Source organism: Psychrobacter sp. UBA3962, assembly GCF_002385225.1.
GTDB lineage: Bacteria > Pseudomonadota > Gammaproteobacteria > Pseudomonadales > Moraxellaceae > Psychrobacter.
Window position 1 is genome coordinate 1 of record NZ_DGDC01000048.1, and the last position, 20,074, is coordinate 20,074.

25 protein-coding genes are annotated in these 20,074 nt (G+C 40.6%); 15 read left to right on the top strand and 10 right to left on the bottom strand.

Annotation, left to right across the window (positions count from 1 at the left end; all coding sequences use genetic code 11):
• Positions 1 to 364 precede the first annotated feature (364 nt).
• From B3S92_RS11100 to dpaL, 13 genes are all read left to right on the top strand, one after another.
• Positions 365 to 889 carry a TIGR00645 family protein gene (locus tag B3S92_RS11100; protein WP_011960590.1) on the top strand — a complete coding sequence of 175 codons (525 nt, stop codon included), beginning with the start codon at positions 365 to 367 and terminating at the stop codon, positions 887 to 889.
• A gap of 354 nt (positions 890 to 1,243) precedes the next feature.
• A complete protein-coding gene (locus B3S92_RS11105) occupies positions 1,244 to 1,435 on the top strand; it encodes a hypothetical protein (protein ID WP_296206082.1) in 192 nt (63 codons plus the stop codon).
• A 72-nt stretch (positions 1,436 to 1,507) separates the two neighbouring features.
• Positions 1,508 to 1,708: a hypothetical protein gene (locus B3S92_RS11110; RefSeq protein ID WP_296206085.1), complete on the top strand. Its 201-nt coding sequence runs from the start codon at positions 1,508 to 1,510 to the stop codon at positions 1,706 to 1,708.
• Positions 1,709 to 1,807: 99 nt separating this feature from the next.
• Entirely contained in the window at positions 1,808 to 2,089 is a 282-nt protein-coding gene (locus B3S92_RS11115; RefSeq protein WP_296206086.1) for a hypothetical protein, read from the top strand.
• 1 nt (position 2,090) lies between these two features.
• Positions 2,091 to 2,579: a hypothetical protein gene (locus B3S92_RS11120; protein ID WP_296206088.1), complete on the top strand. Its 489-nt coding sequence runs from the start codon at positions 2,091 to 2,093 to the stop codon at positions 2,577 to 2,579.
• 120 nt (positions 2,580 to 2,699) lie between these two features.
• Complete coding sequence (locus B3S92_RS11125; protein WP_296206090.1) at positions 2,700 to 3,380, top strand: ATP-binding protein; 681 nt, start codon at positions 2,700 to 2,702, stop codon at positions 3,378 to 3,380.
• A 17-nt stretch (positions 3,381 to 3,397) separates the two neighbouring features.
• Positions 3,398 to 4,204 (top strand): hypothetical protein, encoded by an 807-nt coding sequence (locus tag B3S92_RS11130; RefSeq protein ID WP_296206092.1) that lies wholly within the window; start codon positions 3,398 to 3,400, stop codon positions 4,202 to 4,204.
• Positions 4,205 to 4,429: 225 nt separating this feature from the next.
• Positions 4,430 to 5,251, top strand: coding sequence for a hypothetical protein (locus B3S92_RS11135; protein WP_296206094.1), 822 nt, complete (start codon positions 4,430 to 4,432; stop codon positions 5,249 to 5,251).
• Positions 5,252 to 5,578 (top strand): hypothetical protein, encoded by a 327-nt coding sequence (locus tag B3S92_RS11140; RefSeq protein ID WP_296206097.1) that lies wholly within the window; start codon positions 5,252 to 5,254, stop codon positions 5,576 to 5,578.
• 220 nt (positions 5,579 to 5,798) lie between these two features.
• Positions 5,799 to 6,014, top strand: a complete 216-nt coding sequence (locus tag B3S92_RS11145) for a hypothetical protein (RefSeq protein WP_296206099.1) — start codon at positions 5,799 to 5,801, stop codon at positions 6,012 to 6,014.
• A gap of 1 nt (position 6,015) precedes the next feature.
• Positions 6,016 to 6,651 carry a hypothetical protein gene (locus B3S92_RS11150; protein WP_296206103.1) on the top strand — a complete coding sequence of 212 codons (636 nt, stop codon included), beginning with the start codon at positions 6,016 to 6,018 and terminating at the stop codon, positions 6,649 to 6,651.
• Positions 6,652 to 6,660: 9 nt separating this feature from the next.
• Positions 6,661 to 6,924 (top strand): helix-turn-helix domain-containing protein, encoded by a 264-nt coding sequence (locus B3S92_RS11155; protein ID WP_041773326.1) that lies wholly within the window; start codon positions 6,661 to 6,663, stop codon positions 6,922 to 6,924.
• A gap of 555 nt (positions 6,925 to 7,479) precedes the next feature.
• Positions 7,480 to 8,655 (top strand): diaminopropionate ammonia-lyase, encoded by a 1,176-nt coding sequence (gene dpaL, locus B3S92_RS11160; protein WP_296206105.1) that lies wholly within the window; start codon positions 7,480 to 7,482, stop codon positions 8,653 to 8,655.
• A 103-nt stretch (positions 8,656 to 8,758) separates the two neighbouring features.
• Here the strand turns inward: dpaL and cadR are convergent, their stop codons facing one another.
• Complete coding sequence (cadR, locus tag B3S92_RS11165) at positions 8,759 to 9,193, bottom strand: Cd(II)/Pb(II)-responsive transcriptional regulator (RefSeq protein ID WP_296206108.1); 435 nt, start codon at positions 9,191 to 9,193, stop codon at positions 8,759 to 8,761.
• A gap of 93 nt (positions 9,194 to 9,286) precedes the next feature.
• Here cadR and B3S92_RS11170 point away from each other — a divergent pair, with 93 nt between their 5' ends.
• Positions 9,287 to 11,431, top strand: coding sequence for a heavy metal translocating P-type ATPase (locus tag B3S92_RS11170; protein ID WP_296206111.1), 2,145 nt, complete (start codon positions 9,287 to 9,289; stop codon positions 11,429 to 11,431).
• Between the two features lie 123 nt (positions 11,432 to 11,554).
• On the opposite strand, the gene B3S92_RS11175 is transcribed toward B3S92_RS11170, so the two are convergent.
• The 4 genes from B3S92_RS11175 to B3S92_RS11190 form a co-directional block, all read right to left on the bottom strand.
• Complete coding sequence (locus B3S92_RS11175; protein WP_077449307.1) at positions 11,555 to 12,082, bottom strand: peroxiredoxin; 528 nt, start codon at positions 12,080 to 12,082, stop codon at positions 11,555 to 11,557.
• 135 nt (positions 12,083 to 12,217) lie between these two features.
• On the bottom strand, positions 12,218 to 12,883 hold the full coding sequence (locus tag B3S92_RS11180) for a TRAP transporter substrate-binding protein (RefSeq protein ID WP_349678963.1): 666 nt from the start codon (positions 12,881 to 12,883) through the stop codon (positions 12,218 to 12,220).
• Positions 12,884 to 12,893: 10 nt separating this feature from the next.
• Positions 12,894 to 13,889 carry an IS4 family transposase gene (locus tag B3S92_RS11185; protein ID WP_349678964.1) on the bottom strand — a complete coding sequence of 332 codons (996 nt, stop codon included), beginning with the start codon at positions 13,887 to 13,889 and terminating at the stop codon, positions 12,894 to 12,896.
• Between the two features lie 113 nt (positions 13,890 to 14,002).
• Positions 14,003 to 14,461, bottom strand: coding sequence for a hypothetical protein (locus tag B3S92_RS11190; protein ID WP_296206118.1), 459 nt, complete (start codon positions 14,459 to 14,461; stop codon positions 14,003 to 14,005).
• A gap of 297 nt (positions 14,462 to 14,758) precedes the next feature.
• On the opposite strand from B3S92_RS11190, the gene B3S92_RS11195 reads away from it, so the two are divergent.
• Positions 14,759 to 15,232 carry a hypothetical protein gene (locus tag B3S92_RS11195; RefSeq protein ID WP_296206120.1) on the top strand — a complete coding sequence of 158 codons (474 nt, stop codon included), beginning with the start codon at positions 14,759 to 14,761 and terminating at the stop codon, positions 15,230 to 15,232.
• A gap of 26 nt (positions 15,233 to 15,258) precedes the next feature.
• Here the strand turns inward: B3S92_RS11195 and B3S92_RS11200 are convergent, their stop codons facing one another.
• The 5 genes from B3S92_RS11200 to B3S92_RS11220 form a co-directional block, all read right to left on the bottom strand.
• Positions 15,259 to 15,534, bottom strand: a complete 276-nt coding sequence (locus B3S92_RS11200; protein ID WP_296206123.1) for a phosphatase PAP2 family protein — start codon at positions 15,532 to 15,534, stop codon at positions 15,259 to 15,261.
• Between the two features lie 33 nt (positions 15,535 to 15,567).
• The gene (locus tag B3S92_RS11205) at positions 15,568 to 16,674 is read right to left on the bottom strand and encodes an RNA-guided endonuclease InsQ/TnpB family protein (RefSeq protein ID WP_296206125.1); all 1,107 of its coding nucleotides are present in this window, start codon (positions 16,672 to 16,674) and stop codon (positions 15,568 to 15,570) included.
• A 70-nt stretch (positions 16,675 to 16,744) separates the two neighbouring features.
• Positions 16,745 to 17,491 carry a phosphatase PAP2 family protein gene (locus B3S92_RS11210; RefSeq protein ID WP_296206128.1) on the bottom strand — a complete coding sequence of 249 codons (747 nt, stop codon included), beginning with the start codon at positions 17,489 to 17,491 and terminating at the stop codon, positions 16,745 to 16,747.
• Positions 17,492 to 17,591: 100 nt separating this feature from the next.
• On the bottom strand, positions 17,592 to 19,064 hold the full coding sequence (locus tag B3S92_RS11215; RefSeq protein WP_296206131.1) for a heavy metal sensor histidine kinase: 1,473 nt from the start codon (positions 19,062 to 19,064) through the stop codon (positions 17,592 to 17,594).
• Positions 19,065 to 19,121: 57 nt separating this feature from the next.
• Positions 19,122 to 19,817, bottom strand: a complete 696-nt coding sequence (locus B3S92_RS11220; protein WP_296206133.1) for a heavy metal response regulator transcription factor — start codon at positions 19,815 to 19,817, stop codon at positions 19,122 to 19,124.
• Positions 19,818 to 20,074 lie beyond the last annotated feature (257 nt).

The following is a 20,074-nucleotide window of genomic DNA, read 5'->3' on the forward strand; positions in this document are numbered from 1 at the left end:
GGGTTGGTCGGATGCTTACACTAATTTTGCCATTTTTACAGACAAACTTACCGTCTTTACAATGCGAAACCCCACCCATGCTTTTAGAGCAAGGATAGTTACGAGCATTCGCTTCCATTACTGGCGCCATCATCAGCATAGAGATAAGTAGTGCTGACCAAACTTTCATAAATTACCACCTTAATAATGAAATAAAGCAGTCTCAAACCATAGCATTAAGCCCTTCTTTTATCCATAATTACTTGAAGAGTTTTGTCCGCCTCCAGTGGCGGTTTTTCATCCTCTTAAAGTTAATGACTTGCCAGCAGTACATTTGCTAAAATTAAAAAACCCATCGAATCATGAATCAAAAAAGAGGACACATATGCCTAAGAGGGCTGAGCAAAGTCTAGAGAAAACTATATTTAACAGTCGCTGGCTGTTAGCTCCATTTTATTTAGGGCTTATAATAGGAATTATTCTTCTTTTCATAAAGTTTTTTCAAAAAATCTGGTATATCACTACGCATGTATTCACTGCTAGCGAAGCCGATGTGATTGTTGGCACATTAGTTTTAATAGATATAGCACTAGTGGCCAGCTTATTACTTATTATTGTATTTAGTGGGTACGAAATATTTGTTTCAAAAATTGATACAGGAGACCATGAAGATCGTCCGGGCTGGATGGGAACCATTGATTTCTCTGGTTTAAAACTAAAGGTCATTAGTGCCATTGTTGCTATTTCTGCAATTGACCTTCTCAAATCGTTTATGAATATACCTGACCAGATAAGTGATGGTGACGCTAATAGACTAATGTGGAAGGTTGTCATACATATGACATTCGTTTTATCTGGACTATTGTTTGCTTTAATGGATAAGATTGCTGGTGATACTAAAAAGCACTAAATAAAACATTTGGATGAAGATTTATAAGTTAACTAAACTGCCATAGTGGCGGTTTTTTTGTTTCTGCCATTCAGGAAAAAAGAGTAAATGAGCAGAAAAGTCACAAAATGATGTGAATGAAGCCGCCTTGAGGGCGGTTTTTTTGTGTTTAAAATTCAATATGTTTAAAAAATATCAACATTCTGTTTAAATATCGCTTGCACTAATTAAACGTTTTGTTTATTATAAACACATGGCAACAAAGACAAGCAATCAGACGATGATGCTTTGATTATTTAAAAACATGATTAAAGGCTAACAAATTACAGCCGATTCAAGTAGTCGGCTGTTGTGTGTTAACCAGAGGAGATAGATATGACTGAAGAAGAGCAAATAACTTCTGAAAGCCCATTTTACAAAGTCTTAGAGTATTGGGCTGACGAAGTGATAAGAACCGAAAGAAGTTTACCTGAAGGTTTAGGCAACCCAGTAAGCGATCAAGAAATAACGCTAAGAAACGGTATGCAGGTGAAGATATTAGTAGGTCGCAATGTTCACGAATCCTAAAAAGTACACACAAAAAAGCCGCCAGTGTCAGAGAACGGTGGCTATTGTGTGTTAATCAAAAAGGAAAAAGAAATGGATGAAAATAAAAGAATTCTTGTGCATCAAATGGCCCGGCAATTAATGCCAGTTATTTATGCAGACGCAATGCGAACAGTAAGTGAAGATGGGTTATTTTATCACGACGACTGGCCTACAGGTCTTGCACTAGATGCGTACAAAATGGCAGAAGCATTTGCAGAAGTTTCAGATGCGTGGGAAGCGAAGCATAGCTAGACATTCAAACGTCTAGTTAGACATTTTTTAGACATTAAAAAGCCCCTTCGACTACCACATCAAAAGGGGCCACTTATTACTACGTACGAGGTCAATATTATGACACAAATCAACATGCCAGCGCAACACATAAAAGCGCTGTTAAGCAAAACAGAAAATCAAGTGCGCTTTTTCAGTGACAAAATCATTGTGACTTTAAGAGAGTCAAAGCACTCTTCGATAACTCTTATTGGTTATGTCGATACAAACAAGCACGTCATTGATATGGATGCAACTCTGATTGAGCAACATTACAGTGGTGATGATCAACTATCGCTTATTAGTACAGATAAAGATGAATTAATTAGCTATCTGAATAACCAATTCTTTGAAGGGGCTTAATATGCAAACTCTAAAGCTTTTACAGCGTGGTGATAGAACTAAGCCTACTATCTATAAATTAGGTGCTAATGAAACTTTATGCTTTTACCGTGACATGCAAGGCGCTATCGAGATATGCGATACGCAAGGCCGCTTTATTCGCTCATTAACCCGGTATGACTTATTAGACTGGGGTTACTCGCCGGCCAAATTATCTGCTGGTAATGAAGTAGATCAATTTAGCGATGATATTAGTGAGCCCCTTACGACGAAACTGGTAAGGCTCGCAACGCAATTACTGGTTGTAATCGTCACAGCAATCGCTTTGGGGGCTATAAGCAATATCACAGGCTGCACCACTTATGTTTTAAAGCAAGCTGATAAGGATATAGCCACAACAACTATAGCACCAGTTGAAAATAGTCGCGAACAAGTGCGATTTAAGCAGGCTCAAGCTCATGCCAATGAGTACTTAGCAAAACAGTTTAATAAACAAAATGGCAATAATTAATTATGTATGACAATTACCAGGCCCCACAGGCCGACTGGGAATGGCTACAAATGCTAGAAGAGCAACGAGAGCTCGAATCTAAGCAGTCGGACCACCAGCAAAACTATAGGAGTGAAAATAATGGCGATAGTGACAATGATTCTAGGTAATTCGGGTGAAGGTAAATCTTACAGCCTAAAAAATCTCGATCCCAACCTTGCCGGCTTAATCAACGTAATGAATAAGCCACTCCCCTTTCGCGGCGATAAAGAGATCAAAAAAATAGCAACAGATAACCCTGATCAAATCTGTTCAATACTTCCAAAGGTCAAAGCGCCCATTATTGTCATTGATGACTTTCAGTACATCATGGGCAATGAATACATCAAAGGCGCCAATCAACAGTATAAAGGTGATGCTGCATTTCAACGCTACAACATAATGGCTTATAACGCGTGGAATGTCATTAATACTGCAATTACTCAGGTTAGCAATGATACTCGTATTTACATACTAGCTCATGTCCAAGAAGAAAATGGCCGGACTAAAATCAAAACGATTGGAAAAATGCTTGATGACAAAATTGTATTGGAAGGCATGGTAACCATGGTTTTACAGACAGCAGTGCGTGAAGATGGCCACTTTTTTATGACTCAAAATAATGGGTTTAACACAGTCAAATCACCCGAGGGTATGTTTGAGAGTGATTTTATTCCAAATGATTTAAACGCCGTAGATGACGCAATTTGCGAATACTACGGTATCTCCAAGACAGGATCCCTACCCGCTCAGGATCAATCACAACAATTGCAAACTGCATAATTCAAGAGGATAAAACAATGCAAAATCAATGGGCTTTAGATAAATCAAAAGCAGCTAAAGTTGGGCAATCTTCCTATATTTCAGGTAATACCGCTGAGATATATCAAATACAAAGCGCCGCTTGGAAGACCAATGCGAAACAGGATGGTAGTAAGACCTATTATTTGTCTCTTCATATCATCAACTCAGAGCGTAGCTCTGCTCATATAGATATTTACTATGGCAATAGCGCTGGCGAACATTGGAGTGGTGAAAACCTAATCCACGCGATGATATTGTGTGCCAACGTGCCAGCAATTTCTCAAGCTCAAGGCCAATACCAAGAGTATGACTTTGATATTAGAAAAGACGTCACTAGAACCGGATTCGTAGCACCAGAACTTGTTGGTAAAAAAGTAGGTATGTTTTTAGCGGAAAATTATTACTTTAACAGCAACCAAGGCGAAGTTAAAAAAGGCGGCTTAAATCTTTTCAATGTTTTTGATGCCAAGACTAGACAATTACCCATCGAGAAGGCAAATAACCAGCCAGCCAATCCGGATGAGTTTACTCGAGTGTTAGAAGCTACGATTAAGTCTAGTGAAAAATCATTAGAAAAAGCGAATAGTCAGGCGGGTATCGCTACTACACACAACCAGTTTACGCAAAATGCTCCGCAACCTGTAACACAGCAGAATCCTGCTACCTATAAGCGCCAAGCAGCGCCCCAACAAATTCAGCAACAGCCAGTGCAGCAACAAAGCTTTAACAACCAGATGACAGCAGCAGCAACGCCAGGGCCCAGTGATGATGATATCCCGTTTGCACCTGCCTTTGGAGGCTAGCTACACACCTATCACCCCTACCGCTGGGTTACGCGGTGCGCCAAGGCATGATGATGGTGCGAGCAGTTAATAAGCGTGGGGTTAACTGACAAAAAATCACATGCAGCTAAGACTAAGTTACTCCTGACCATGCAAATGCATGGGGGCTTTAAAGCGCTTAGGGCAAGGCCGATGCCAGTATCGAGAAACTGGCACCTTATTTATTATCTTATTAGGGGATTAATAATGCTAATACAAACAAATTTATCAGCTGTTAAAGCCAGTCAAGGTACACCAGTGGATGTGGTCGAAGAGTGGTTAGCAGAAAACGGAAGAATCGATTCGCTACCTGATAATCTAGTGAAAGGTGATTCTTATTTTAATAATGTAAACACCAAGGAGATTCAAAAGAGACAAATTAAAAACAAACAACGTGCACGTGATTTGCATGAGGCAATCGTTAGTGTGGCTGGCAATCTACCAAAGAGCAAGGCTCGTGAGATTGATTTTTCAGACGAGCATTACACTAACTTGGTTAGCCAGGTTAAAAGTAGATTTTTTAATGGGGAATTAGTTAAAGCAATTGATTATAAAGGCGTTTATGCAATATCAACAATGAGTTGCATCCTATCGCGGATAGCCGCAGATTTAAGATCAAAAGGCTTTGAGATCGTTACTCTAAAAACTGAAGCCAAACGAAACCTTGGTTGGATTACTGAAAGCGCGCTAAATGAAAGGCTTTTGACTAAAAAGAATGCTGAAGCTGTTCGCAAACGTCTAGAGCCAATCAATGACTTATCTAGCCAGCAGATCTATCACCAAACGATTGCAGAGATTGCACAAAGAATATTAGCAGGCCAATTTGTAAGAGTTGAAGAATACACTGCTAGGCATTCAAGAGTTGTTACCCTAAGAATGGTTGCACTGGCTCTCAAAAAATCAAACATAGTAAATGATGTGGTATCTGTTAACTATGAGCGCGGAAGAAAAGCTGGTTGGGTGCTCGAATCTGAGGTGCATAAAAAGCTCACCAAGGTAAATGACTGCCCTCAAACTGAGGAGGCATAAATGGACTTATTAACCAACCGCCGATTTGCTAATGCATCTGAATTTGAATTGATAGCACTCGCATTAGATGAAGGTTATGACTCACTAGCATATGCCCTTGCCTGCCGCTTAGAGCGAAACTTAAATCCTGAAGAGTCCGGACAACTCAGAAAGCTGCAAGATGAAAATCATGATCTATCTTATGAGATAGATGAGCTAGAGTTTAGGGTTTGTGCGCTCGAACAAGAACTTGCGAGTATGGCAGACAATGAAGAGCGTCTAAAGGGGCTAGTCAGTCGAGCCAGCCGAGCTGTTAACAGCAGCTTGGCTTTGTTTAAGGAGGATTGATATGACTAACGATGGAGTTAAAAGAATTAAGAAAGATGCGCAAGCAGTGTTTGGTTCGAATGGGTAGCATGATGACATATAAACATAGATCAAAAAACATCACTTGCACGGTCTTAGACGCAAGTGACGGCTATGTGATTTATCAATATGTGCATGATGGCTTGGTAGTGACAAACAAAACAAGGGTTAATGATTTTTCAGATGAATGGGAGGTATAAGGATGAGCGTAGCTGGAAGGCAAACCGAGGCATTAGTTAACACGCCTAAACAGGTTAACTGCATTTTTGCCATACACTTTGACGATGAAAATGACGCTCGTTATCAGAAAATTGCAAAACTTATTCTTAATAAAGAGTCTTGGAATAACGGCAACTTGGTGACTGCACTACATTGTGACAGCCTGGATAATATGATTAACGTAATTGAAGGCAAATAATATGACAAATAAGGCAATCGATTTATTTTGGCATAACGACAGTAAGGCTCACAGCCCTTTTACTGAATATGAAATTAGGAAAAACGTGGAAACCGGTAAGTACCTAATTAAATACTGGAACTATAACGAGGTTACTCCAACTACTGAAAAAGCAGTTGAGTCACCGCAAACTGCAACTGGATTTATCAGCCTTGAAGGTGCTAAAAATTGGGCACAAAATCATTTTGAGGAGAAACTACAAAATTGGTTCAAAGCCCCAACTGAGCGTGAGTTATTAACTAATAGCATACAAAGTCTTGTTGATGCATGCCACTCACGAGCGGCAGCAAATGGCTGGTGGACTGATCTATCAACTGGTGAACCTCTAACTCGCAACAAAGGTGAGATGATGATGCTAATAGTCAGTGAGATTGCTGAAGCAATGGAAGGTCACCGCAAGGGCCTGAAAGATGATCACTTGCCAGCCTACGGTATGGAAGATGTCGAATTTGCTGACGCTCTTATTCGTATATTTGATTATGCCGGTGGGCACAACTTGAAATTAGCCAACGCGTTTGTTGATAAGCTTGATTATAACGATAACCGCGTTGATCACAAAATTGAAAACCGTAAAAAAGACGGTGGCAAAAAATATTAAGGAGTTGAAATGATTGCACGTAAACCATGGGCTAAATACACGGCTCAAGAGATTGAACAAATGCGCATAGCAGTGATGTACGCACCGCCAGAGGCACCATTCACTCCAGAGTATGCAGCGGCCTACCTGGGCAAGTCTTCAAGCACGTTACAATACCTACGATCGCATAAGCCAAAAGCAATTCGATATAGTAAGATTGGGGGGCATATTAGATATCTCAAAAAGTATTTAGACGAATATATTGCTAATGGCGAACACCATCAGACAGCTTAAATGTATGAAGCCATATGAAAAAAGTCAGCGTACTGCTGGCTTTTTTTGTATGCCTAACTAATGCATTATTCAACCGAACCTTCATAATCGCACACCTGTGCCACCGCAAATCTCAGTTATAAAATCATTGTTGCTCATCGTTATTTGCTGTTTTATATACTTTTTATGTACTCGAAATTTGTTGTTACATATTGCTCATTGTTGTCTTGCCCATACAATATTTTATTTAAACCTATGTAAACAAAGGGATTAAAGCCAAAATATATTGCTCGTCATTGATAATTGTTTTTGATTGTTGATGCGATTAACAGGACTCATAATCCTTTGGTCGTAGGTTCAAGTCCTACTGGGCCCACCATATTTTAATTCAAGGCTTACCGTAGCATTCGGTAAGCCTTTTTTTATGGGCGTTTAAAATATGCCTAAGTATCGATCTCACCATTTTTTATACTCTTTGGTAAGTTGCTGAAAACTGTGGGTTGAAGTAGATTATATTAAATAAGCTATAGCACACTATAATCAATACAAAAGCAGCCTTATTGCTAAGAGAACACTATGCTAAAAATATCTGAAAATAATTTTTATACAGGTGAAAAGTCACCACTCTTTAATGCGAGTTTAGCTAAAAAAATAAGAGAATTTCACTCTCAAATTGATGGCTACCAACCTACACCTCTAGTTTCACTCCCACGATTAGCAGAGAGGCTCGGTGTCAAATCTATTTTAGTAAAGGATGAGTCTCATCGCTTTGGCCTTAACGCCTTCAAGGTTTTGGGCGGATCCTATGCTTTGGTTAGCTTATTGGCTGAGTACATCGGTACTGATATATCAGAGATTGATTTAAAAATAGTGTCGTCTAAGCTCGACAAACCATTAACGTTTACAACTGCAACAGCTGGAAACCATGGTACGGGCGTCGCATGGGCAGCAAGAGAAATGGGGCAAAAAGCTGTCGTATATATGCCCAAAGGATCATCAAACATAAGTGTTGAGCGCATCCGCGGTCTTGGTGCTGAGTGTATTGTGACTGATGTAAACTATGATGATACTGTCCGTCTAGCAAATCAGACAGCCGAAGAAAATGACTGGATCCTTGTTCAAGATACGGCATGGGATGGATATACAAAAATACCCACTTGGATTGCTCAAGGCTATATGACCATGGCTGATGAAGCTATCGAACAATCATGGGACGACTACAACGAAAAGCCAACTCATGTGATGCTTCAAGCTGGAGTGGGTTCAATGGCTGGTGGTGTGCTTGGCTATCTCATCGACAAACTTGGTGCTGGCAACTTCAACACCATCATTACCGAGCCAGAAGCCGTTGATTGTATTTATCGCTCAGGAACGAGTGCACAAGGTGATATCGTAAATGTTACCGGCGATCTAAACAGCATTATGGCAGGTTTAGCATGTGGTGAACCTAACCCAGTAACTTGGCAAGTTTTGAGAGATTGTAGCAACTACTTTGCTTCAGTGGATGACGGTGTTACAGCGACGGGCATGAGAGTACTGGGCAACCCTCTACAAAACGACCCTAAAGTAGTAAGTGGCGAGTCAGGAGCGGTCACACTCGGATTGCTTTATAAGCTCTGTAGCGATGTCTCAAACAAAGCGCTTGTAGAAGAATTAGGATTAAATGAAGATTCCGTAATTTTAGTATTTAGTTCTGAAGGCGATACTAATGCAGATAGATATAGAGATATTGTTTGGGATGCGAAGTACTAATTAGGCTATATAAACCCTTTCATAACTATATCTGTACCTCATATTTTAAAAGCCACCTTTTAACCATTAGGTGGCTTTTGTATTTGAGGACATCAATCATAAATTAACCATGAGTGCTATCCGCCAAAGTATTAAGTATGCCGCACGATTCGGCTAGTGACCCCGTTGTACATTTTTGACGTAGCTCTGTTAGATGCTGCCTTAGATGATTTAGCTGTTCAATCTGCTGCTCAACTGCACGAATGTGCTCATCTAATAAGTTATTTACCTCACTGCATTCCTTATTTGGCTCATCCCAATATCCAAGTAGGGTTCTTACTTCCTCTAATGTCATATCAAGTGTGCGGCAACGGAGTATAAAGTTCAGTCTTTCGACATGACTTTCATTATATATACGGTAGTTGGATTGACTTCGAAATGGTTCTGGTAGAAGCCCTTCTTTTTCATAATAACGAATCGTCTCTACAGTCGCACCTGTCTTTTCTGCAAGAACACCGATTCTCATTGGTTCAGGTTTTATTGACTCAGCACTTACCATGACCACTCTCCTAATTTAAAACTGACAATAATAGCCCTTGACCCTATAGCCACTTCAGGGTTCATAATATCATTAATTATAGGGGAGTATTGTATGCAATATCATGTTGATGGTATGGACTGTGCTAGCTGTGTCGGTAAAATTGAATCTGCATTGAGCCGTATGTCTGGTGTATCTGATGTTCAGTTAAATTTTGCGACTAGAAAGCTTGATTTAACCTTAGACCCTGAGTCTAAGACAACAGCCAAAGATGTCGAGAAAACAATTAAAAGCTTAGGCTTTGACATCACTGAAGTTTCAGAGTCGCACAATACCTCTAGTATGACTGACGACTCACTAGAAGCTCAGCACTGGTGGCAGTCTAAAAAAGGAAAGCAGGTGGTTGTTCTCGGCACTTTGATGAGTGCAGCCTACGTGTTTTCACTTATCTTCCTAAGCTATGGCACTTGGGTTTTTGCGCTTGCTGTTATTATGGGCGTTACTCCCTTTGTCCGCACAGCATGGGCATTAGCTAAGACAGGCACACCTTTTTCAATTGAAATGTTAATGTCAGTGGCTGCTATTGGTGCCCTGATTATTGGTGAGGCAGAAGAAGCCGCCGCCGTTGTCTTTTTATTCTCTGTGGGTGAGCTGTTTGAAAGTGTGGCAGCAGATCGCGCTCGTGCCGGCATCAAGGCGTTAACGAATCTAATCCCTAAAAATGCCATTAGAATTGATTCAGAAGGCAAACAGCATGAAGTTGCTGCCTCGTCCCTAAAGGTGAATGACCTTATTTTGATTCGTCCTGGCGACAGAGTATCCGCTGATGGTGAGATCACGCAGGGTGAATCAAGCATTGACGACTCCCCTATTACGGGTGAATCGGTGCCTATTCATAAAGCAGTTGGTGATACGGTATTTGCAGGCTCTGTAAACCTTGATGGTGTCATTCAGGTTAAAGTTGAGAAAGCCGCTAAGGACAATACCATCTCGCGCATCATTGAGCTTGTCGAACAGGCTCAAGCCTCTAAAGCGCCAACAGCTCGTTTCATTGAGAAGTTTAGCCAGTACTACACCCCTATCGTCATGGGCATCGCTGCTCTAATCATTATTGCTCCGCCATTATTTATGGGCGGGGAATGGATGACCTGGCTGTACCGTGGTCTTGCTCTATTACTTATTGCCTGTCCCTGTGCGCTGGTACTGTCTACTCCAGCAGCTATTGCTTCAGGACTTGCTGTGGGTGCTCGGCGCGGTTTACTGATTAAAGGCGGCAGTGCTCTAGAGGTTATTGGTCAAGTCGATACCATTGCCTTTGATAAGACAGGCACTCTAACCGAAGGTGAGCCTAAGGTTACCAACGTTGTTGGATTGACTGAACGATATTTAAGCACTGAGGGCGAGCGTGAGCTACTCGGATTATTTGCTGCTGTTGAATACGGGTCAAGCCATCCCCTAGCCAAAGCTATTGTCGATCATGCCAAGGCCTTTAATGTCGCTATACCCGCTGCTTCAAACTCATACGCAACTGCCGGTAAAGCGGTCCATGCAACGGTAAATCAGCGTACTCTCGCTATCGGCTCTCCTGTTTATGCTGCTAACGAGACCGTCATTGCTGCATCACAGCAAGCACAGATTGAAACGCTCCAAAACGAAGGTAAGACCGTTTCTGTTTTAATTGATGAAGGTAGCCATGAAGTATTGGGGCTAGTTGCCTTACGTGATGAGCTACGAGCAGATTCTAAAGCCGCAATAGCCGAACTTAAAACATTAGGAATACGCTCTGTCATGCTAACAGGTGACAATAAGCTCACCGCTAAAGCACTGGCAAGTGATTTACAAGTAGATTGGGAAGCTGAACTATTGCCAGAAGATAAGCTTAACCTGCTTAGTCGTATGAGAAGCAATAATAAAATAGCCATGGTTGGTGATGGAATTAACGACGCCCCTGCTCTGGCAACGGCTGATGTTGGTATTGCAATGGGCGGTGGCACAGATGTTGCGATGGAAACTGCAGATATTGCGTTGCTAAAAAGTCGTGTTATCGATGTCGTTCATCTGATAAAGCTTTCACGAGCGACTATGAGAAACATCCATCAGAACGTTGTGTTTGCGCTAGGTTTAAAAGGTGTGTTTTTGATTACAACCATACTCGGTATCACAGGATTATGGATCGCTGTTTTAGCCGATACAGGGGCTACGGTTTTGGTAACTCTTAATGCATTACGGCTACTTAGGTTTAAGGGCTCGGATGAGTAAATGAGGCATAAGAGTATCAAAAAAACCTCTTATAAAGAACTAAAAAAACTGCGTTGCCTTTATAGTGAAAGACAACGCAGTTTCATAATAATTAGAGCTTTATTTATCAAAAATTAATCTGATTTACTTCTGGCTTTTTAAGTACTCTAACATAGTATCTGCATCCGACACTTCAAACGGGTCAGTTGGGCAGTTGTCATCGAAACCAGGCTCACTAAATACTTTTTTGATTTCTTTATTATCGACATACATCGAATAACGCCATGAGCGCATACCAAAGCCAAGGTTGCTTTTCTCAACTAGCATACCCATTTTACGAGTGAACTCACCGTTACCGTCAGGAAGTAAGAAAACGTTTTCACGGCCTTGTTTTAAGCCCCACTGGTACATAACAAAGGCATCGTTAACAGAAACACAAACAACTTCATCAACACCTAACGCTTTAAACTCATTATAAAGCTCTTCATAGCGAGGTAAATGGCTGGTTGAACACGTTGGTGTAAAGGCACCAGGTAGTGAGAACACAACTACTTTTTTATTGGCAAATAACTCATCTGTGGTTAGATCATACCATTTGAATGGGTTTTCACCACCGATAGATTCGTCACGAACACGAGTTTTAAAAGTTACATCAGGTACATGGGTAATCATTTTTTTCTCCGAGTTAGGTTATTGTGTTTTTGTACTCTACTTTTTTCAGATATATATTAACAGCTATACCAATCCTTGTTCAAATCTTTAAGGTTATCTTTACTATATAAAACATCAAAATATATAAATTATTTTTTAAACTTTACAGGCTATGCTAGCCTCTTTGGCTTTCTCATAAACCACCTCTCCATCCAAGCCAAGTCCTTCTAGCTCCTCAAGATATCTTTGAGTACCCTCAAGCAAAGGCTCTTTCCAGTTGGCATCATTTAGAGGATCTGGAATATCAATCATAGTATCGCCTTTGTCTCTTGCGGCTGCCATTGCCGCCTCATTACTTTTATCAAAGACTCTAGCAATACGTTTGGATAGTTCGACTCCAGAGTTGTCATCTATGACCTTCTTTAGGTCATCAGGCAGACTATTGTATTTGTCCTTATTCATGGTTATAACGAAGGTAGAGTTATAAAAAGGAATATTTGTGTGATGACTGAGCAGCTCGTCTAACTTAAATGCCTGAATAGGCTGCCAAGTGAATGCTAGTCCATCAATGACGCCACGCTGCAAGGAAGTATAAGCATCACTTGCCGGCATACCTACAGGTGCAGCACCAATAGCATCTATCACATGACTTGCCACCACAGAAGGCTGACGAATACGCATGCCTTTCATATCTTCAGGTGTCCGAATAGGTTTGTCCGCCGTATGTAATGCTCCCTGCCCTGAACCCATTAACGACAATAAATGGGTATCTTCATACTCACTAGCAATAGCACCGTCATTATATAGTTCATCTCTGCACACGAAAAAAAAATCATCCCCACCGGATTTTCATAGGTTTAGGGGTTAAAAAGCTAACTAACTGTCGAAGTACAGTCTTATCATTGTTAAAAAACACCAAACGAAGACCTTCAATCAATACATCCAGACCAAGCGCAAACAAACTGGCTTGAGGTCGAGCGTTTGACTTCAACTTGCGCTTTAACGGCTTATCTTTGTCTTTATAAATACCGACATGATAAGCCCAACAAAATGCTAAGGCGTTCACTGCGACTAATTTACTGACTCGATCAAGATGGGTTAAGTGGGTATCTTCAAGATTAAAGCCACGGCCCTTTAGACAAGCAAATAAAGTCTCAATTTCCCAACGCTTAGCATAGCTTGTCATCGCATCCACTGTTTCTAGTTGATTGGTTGCGACAATCACTAAACCATAGCCTTTATCACGCTTGGCAAGTACTCGAACCAAACAACCATCGACAGTCAGTATTCGCCCATGTCGATATGTTTCTTGATGGCTAACATGGCGCAATAATTCTTTAATCTGTACCAACTTGCCATGATGATTCCTAACTTTACTGTTCTTCTTAATCCGTATGGCAAAGGGTATGTGATTATTGGTAAGCCAGTTAAACCATTTTTCGCCAACAAACTCTCTGTCCGCTACTATCATCTCAAGGTTATCTTTGCCAAATTGTTTGATAAACCGCTCAATAAGTTCACAGCGTTCAAGATGGTTTGTATTACCTCGCTTATCTAGCATTTGCCAGTATAAGGGGATGGCTATCCCTTTATATACCACCCCTAGCATAAAGATGTTGAGGTTACTTTTACCCCATTTCCAGTTGGTGCGGTCAACGGTTAAGGTGACTTTGCCTAGTCCAAATAGTCGATATATCATTAAAGCTAATTGATCGTAGTCTATCCTCGCTTCGGCAAAAAATCGCTGTAGTCTGCGATAGTGACTGTCGGTCTTGCCACCCTTAGGGAGGTGTCTTGCTATTTTTTTTAAGATTACTGCTTTGAGCAGTAATCAGGGCTATTATCATTAGGCTCAAACATGTGATTCTTGCCTTGTTCATACTCAGGTTTTGGGTTAAAGTTTCACTAAGTCTGTTAAAGTTTGGCATGGTCTGATTCGTCTTAAAAATTACTATTATGCCTTTGCTTTAACAGACTTTTTTGTTTTTTTGTCGTGTGCAGAGATAGTTCATATAAGATACAAGTTTGCTGCTCGGCAGTATTAGAAATACCTGGCAACTCTACTACTTGAGTTAAAGGAAAGCGCCCTGCAGTGTAACCTTGCACCTGCATACCAATATCAACCGTGCCTTTTGCTGCAGCCTCATAAGTCGCTCCAGGCTTGCTTAGAGTCGCCGAAGGATAAATCTCAATTTTTAATCGGCCATTTGACTCTTCTTCTATCTTTTTGACCCACGGCTCAAAACCCTCGGTATTGATATTATCGTTGGCGTTCATAAAATGTGAGAATCGAAGGGTGGTTACTTCGTCTGAACTTGAAGCGGCGGGAGTATTATCAGAACAGCCGGATACGGCCATTGCGATAAAGCAGGCTATCCCTGCGGCTAGTTTGTTTTTCATTGTGGAATCCTTTCCTAATGAGTAATTTAGAGTATTAAATTGACTGCTATATTAACTATTAAAAACACGCATTATTACGTATTACTTAATCAATTATATCTAATGCAATTAATTTGATTTGTTATTACAACTGGTTTTTAATATTTTATTAGCAATAAGTCTCATATTAAGACTTAGTAATACATCTTCACAAACAGCAGCTGAAGAGCTTATCGAAATCGAAGATGCTTTTGACTTTGATTCTAATGAGTATGCTTATCAGTAAGCATCATAAAGAACAGTTCGAGAGGTATACATATGACTAAAATAGTTACTCTTTTATTGTTTCCCGCTTTTTTGTTCTCAATAGAAACTACTGCGGCTACTCCCAAATTTAACCACAAAGGTATGCAAAAAGGCGCAACCTCTATGTCTTGTTATCATGATCCTTGCTCGGTAACGAGAATCATGAGCACTCAGATAATCAAGAAGAAGCCGGGTTATACACAGTTAAAACTGAAAGCGATTAATGGTTACAGAGGGTGGGAGTCAAAAAAGACAACTTGGGAGCATGAATTTTATACTATGTATATCAACTGCTCACTAAAGCGGCCCAATATCTCTAGTAAGCCAAATAAAGAGGGTTATCTCTTACCAATTGGTGGAGGTAAATATGGTGTTATTCCAGGTGCGGACTATCCTGATGTTACGTTGTACCTGCAAGCCTGTCATAACTATACTGGCGATATTGATGAAGCCGGTGCTAGGTATGGTTATAACGTAAAAGATTAGTTAGCCTAAAAATAAACAACACCCCATTACTGCAAAAGAGGAAACTGAGAAAGATTGGCATAAATGACGGTAGCGATAAGCACACTTAGGACACTAAACCACACAAAATAAACCCGAGAGCTTGTCCAAGTAACCTCCCAATTAATCTTATCTTTTGCAGTGAGCCACTCCATCACGCTAATGGCTACCGTCAGCCATAAGGTTCCGACTAGGTATCCGCCCATCACATCACTTAAATAGTGCTCATTTAACACAATCCGGCTTAGACCAATCAAAACACATAAAAAAACCGTCAGTGCCACAACGCGTATTTGAGTATTGACTTCCTCCCCTCGCTAAACCGAGGGGATTCCTACATCTAGACGGTCAAGCCCGACCGCAAGGATGTTCTTAGCAGCATTGATATCTCTATCATGCCATGTGCCACACTCAGCACAAGCCCATCCTCTTATTCGCAAGCCTGCTCTACCTTTCGGACTACTGTCACTTATTTTATGGCAGCACGAGCAGGTCTGGGTAGTGTAACTCTCATTTACTATCTCAAGCTGACAACCTGCATACTTGCATTTATATTCCAGTTGTCGTTTAAGTTCAAACCAACCTGCATCGTATGTCGATTTAGCGAGCTTGGTTTTTTTAGTTGTAAATGAGCGTGATTTAACATCACCAACCACAATTAAGGCATTATCCTTAACTAATTGGGTGGTGAATTTATGAATTAAGTCTAATCTTGTGTTTTTGATTTTGGCGTGGATTGCTTTAACACGCTTTTTATTCTTAGCACGCTGGGCTACTGCTAATTTATTCGCCCATTTTTGCGTTTGCTTAATAATTAGCTTGTCACCATTTGAGGTAGTAGCAGCTTCCTTTAAACCTAAGTCAATACCAACGCTGCCCTTACCACTTTCTTGTTTGGGGTAGTCTTTAACAGTAATACAGGCATACCAACGATTACGGCTGTCTTGTACTATCTCAAGCGTGTTAATTTGATATAGGCTGAGGTTGTAGCTATCGAATACATCGATGATGAGCTTTTGACCTTTAGATAGTGATAATTGAAGGGTTGATTTAAGTGCTTTCTTTCCCGTTTGTCTTGTGCTTAGGTATTTGATAGCAGACTTTTTAAAAGGTATCCAGCCCAGTGATTTACGTTTGGCATCAGGACGATTGGTACGCCAGCTAAGCTTGGCTTTTTTAAATTGTTTTCGGGCCTTGGCGTGAGTCTCATTGATAGCTTGCAGTGTTTGACTGTGTAATCCTAAATACTCACCGCTACCTTTGGTATACTCACTTAGATCATAAGCACTAAAAAACTTACCGGTACGTTTTAGATGCTCAAAGCAAAGTGCATTAATATAGTTCCACACGAAGTTCACTGAACCGCTTAGCTGATTCAGCTCTTTTATGTGTTTGTCTTTAATGCGTAGCTTGAGGGTTTTCATATGCTTAGTATCGCAAGATTAATTTTAGTTTACAACCCTTTAACGACTTCTTACGACAGTGTGTGTCGCCTTATATCCACCCCCTGAAGTGGGTGGTTTTACGGCGACTGGTGATAAACTGCTTACCAAAACGAACTGCTAGATAAGCGACAAAACCATATAACGCAATTGAAATCGTCGCATGACCGCTAGGAAATGAGTAGGTTTGCTCAAGCAATAGAATGTCTAACGGTCTGTCCCGTTGAAACAGCAATTTACTTAAGTAAGTAAATGCGGTACTGCCAATCGTAGCGATGAGCAGACCCACAATTAAGTAACGTTGAGCGATCATCCAACATAATATTGAGGTTAATAGTATGACTAAGGCAGTGGTCGGTGTAGAGCCTAAACTTGTAATTAAAATAAAAAAGTCGATGACCACAGAATCACTCAGCACACTCATCTGCTGCGAGACAAAGTGATCTATCGCCACGATAGAATCTGAGATAACCACATCTTCGACCAGTCCGATAAATAGCGATAATACATAGCCCATCACCAAAACCAGAGCAGTCAGCGGCAGTCCATAAAAATGCTCAATATGCAGTCGCTGCCAGAAGAAGTGATATAGCTTAGGGTGACTCACTTTAAATTTAGCCAGCCTCTGTTTTATCTCAAACTTTGTTGCTAACGCTCTACCGTACTCAAACAGACGTGCCTGCAGTTTATTCCCATAAGCAATGGCGGAGTGCTGTAATGTCCATAAAAACACCATGACGAATACAATCAAGCTTATTAACAAAGTCAGCTGCTGATTGTCTTGAATTAAGGTGAGCATGAGTAATAGGTTGCCTTTTTAGGTGTTTCTTTAGGTGTCTTTTTAGGGGCTTGTCGCTTATGTTTCCACTTTAATTGGCTATCGCTTAATAGGACTCAATCTAAAATAAGTAGGTTGAGGATAACTTAGGTAGAGGTAGTTTAACGCTGATTTTAATCCAATTATCTTCAACTAAAGCTGCGACGGTGCCTCTATGTGCTTTTACAATCGATTTAACTATAGATAATCCAAGCCCCGTTCCCGAATACGAAGTGCCTTCTGCCTTTCTGTCTTGATCATTAGCCCGCCGATAAAAGCGCTCAAACAGCCGACTGGCCTCTTTTTGAGTCATCGGCTGTGCGGTTTGGTTTTCTATGACAATATTAAGCTGTGTTTGATCCGTCACGCCTGCAGATATTTTGATTGTGCTGTCGTTTTTTGAATAATAAATGGCATTTGAAATTAAATTAGAAAACAGGCGCTGAAGCAGGCCCTTATCGCCTTTTATAACCGCAAACTCCCCCGACTTAACCAAATGAATACCTCTATCATCAGCCAGTAACTCATAATACTCTATGAGCTGAGTCATCAAGCTGTCCATATCCACATCTTTTAGCTGCTCCTGACTAAGACCTTTTTGAGTTTTTGCCAGAAGCAGCATGTTATTAGTTACCTCCGACAAATGTTCTAGTGTTTCGTGTTGATGATGCAGCTGTTCGATATATTCACTAATCTGCCTAGGTTTACTTAACATGACCTGAGTTTGAGTGCTTAACGTGGCAATTGGGGTACGTAGCTCATGAGCAATATTGTCAGAATAGCGAGACAGTGACTCAAAGTTATCCTCAAGCTTACTCATCATAATATTATAAGACTCAGCAAGCGGACGCAGCTCGCTTGGCATATCCGCGACTGTAATCCGCTCACCCAGCTGCTCAGAGTTTATGGTTTTCATTTTTTGGATAAAAGTGGTTAACGGAGAGAATCCCCAGTAGACACTAAAGGCGGCGATAAACAGCAGCAGCAAAGTCATGGCCACTAAGATAACTTTGAGCTGCAAAGAGAACTGATGCAAGTAAAGATGATGCACATCAATCGGGAGTGCCAGTAAATAAATCTGGTTATTGCTTGTGATAATAACACTTCGATAAGGTCGATTATCTAGCTGTAATTCAAACTGCTTATCTCCATGCTCACTCATCAAATCAAGGATATTGATTGAATCTTTGCCATAACTTTCTAAATTAAAAGCGCGAAAATCACTTTGATTATCCCTAGCAGTTTGATTGCCAACAGCAATTTGACTATCACTAGTAATAGCTTGCCCATCTGATGTAAACCCAAATACTTGAACCCCATAACCTAATCCTTTTTTATTATTGTAATTAGGGTTAAGGGATTCCGAACTGTGCTCTATGCCGTAGCTGGATTTACGTAGATTAAAAGCAGCATGGGTTAACATCTCAGAATCCATCACCTCAAAGTGATCAGTTACTGAGCGCTTAATCCAAAAGTACACCGTAATCTGCGACAGCACCACAAATATGGTGAGTAATATGAGGGTGCGCCACAGTAAAGAGAGTCGAATATTCATAGTGCTAAGGCTTTTTAATTGATACTTTTATAATGGATACTTTTATAATATTAAGGGCTACTGATGCTCAAGCCCGCTTTCATCCTCCAGCTTATAGCCCATACCTCGCACCGTGTGAATGAGTTTTGGCTCAAAATCTTCATCAATTTTTACTCTCAAACGTCGTATGGCCACATCAATGACATTGGTATCACTCTCAAAATTCATATCCCATACCTGTGAGGCAATAACCGAACGTGGTAACACCTCACCCTTACGCTCTAACATAAATTGCAATAAAGCAAACTCTTTTGAGGTCAGCTGAATGGCAGTATTGCCTCTATGTACAGTGCGTTTGGCAAGATCTAGGGTTAAGTCGGCTACTTTAAGTTGAGTGCTTAAATACTCTGATTGATTGGCCCGTCGTAGCAAGTTTTTAAGACGAACCACCAACTCTGCAAAGGCAAAAGGCTTGGTCAGATAGTCATCGCCACCAATCTCTATGCCTTTGATACGATCTTCTAAATCATCCTTGGCGGTTAAAAACAGCACTGGGGTTGTTTGACCACTTTGGCGATAGTTTTTCACAATCTCAAAGCCGCTTATATCCGGTAGCATGACATCCATTATCACAACGTTATAATCTTCTGACATTAGCGCGTGATAGCCATCTAGACCATTAACTTTGTGATCTACTAAAAACCCTGATTCGGTCAGACCTTTTTGAATGTATTCTCCGAGTTTTACCTCATCTTCTACCAACAAAACCTTCATTCACACCTCAAAATTGCTACTGAGTAATTATTATATTTAATGGGCTATTAGCCTTTAGCTTCGCCTGAGACCATACTAGAGCAATATAGCCAGCTTGAACATCCCTAGTCTCAAGATGACAAATTTGTAATGTTTACGTCATGTTCATGTCATTTGCTAGGCGGTAATATGGGTATAACTCCCTCTCTTTATCTAATATCAGAGCCAGTGCCTACAATTAGAGCCCATAACTAGATAAAACGGTAATTTAAGTATAA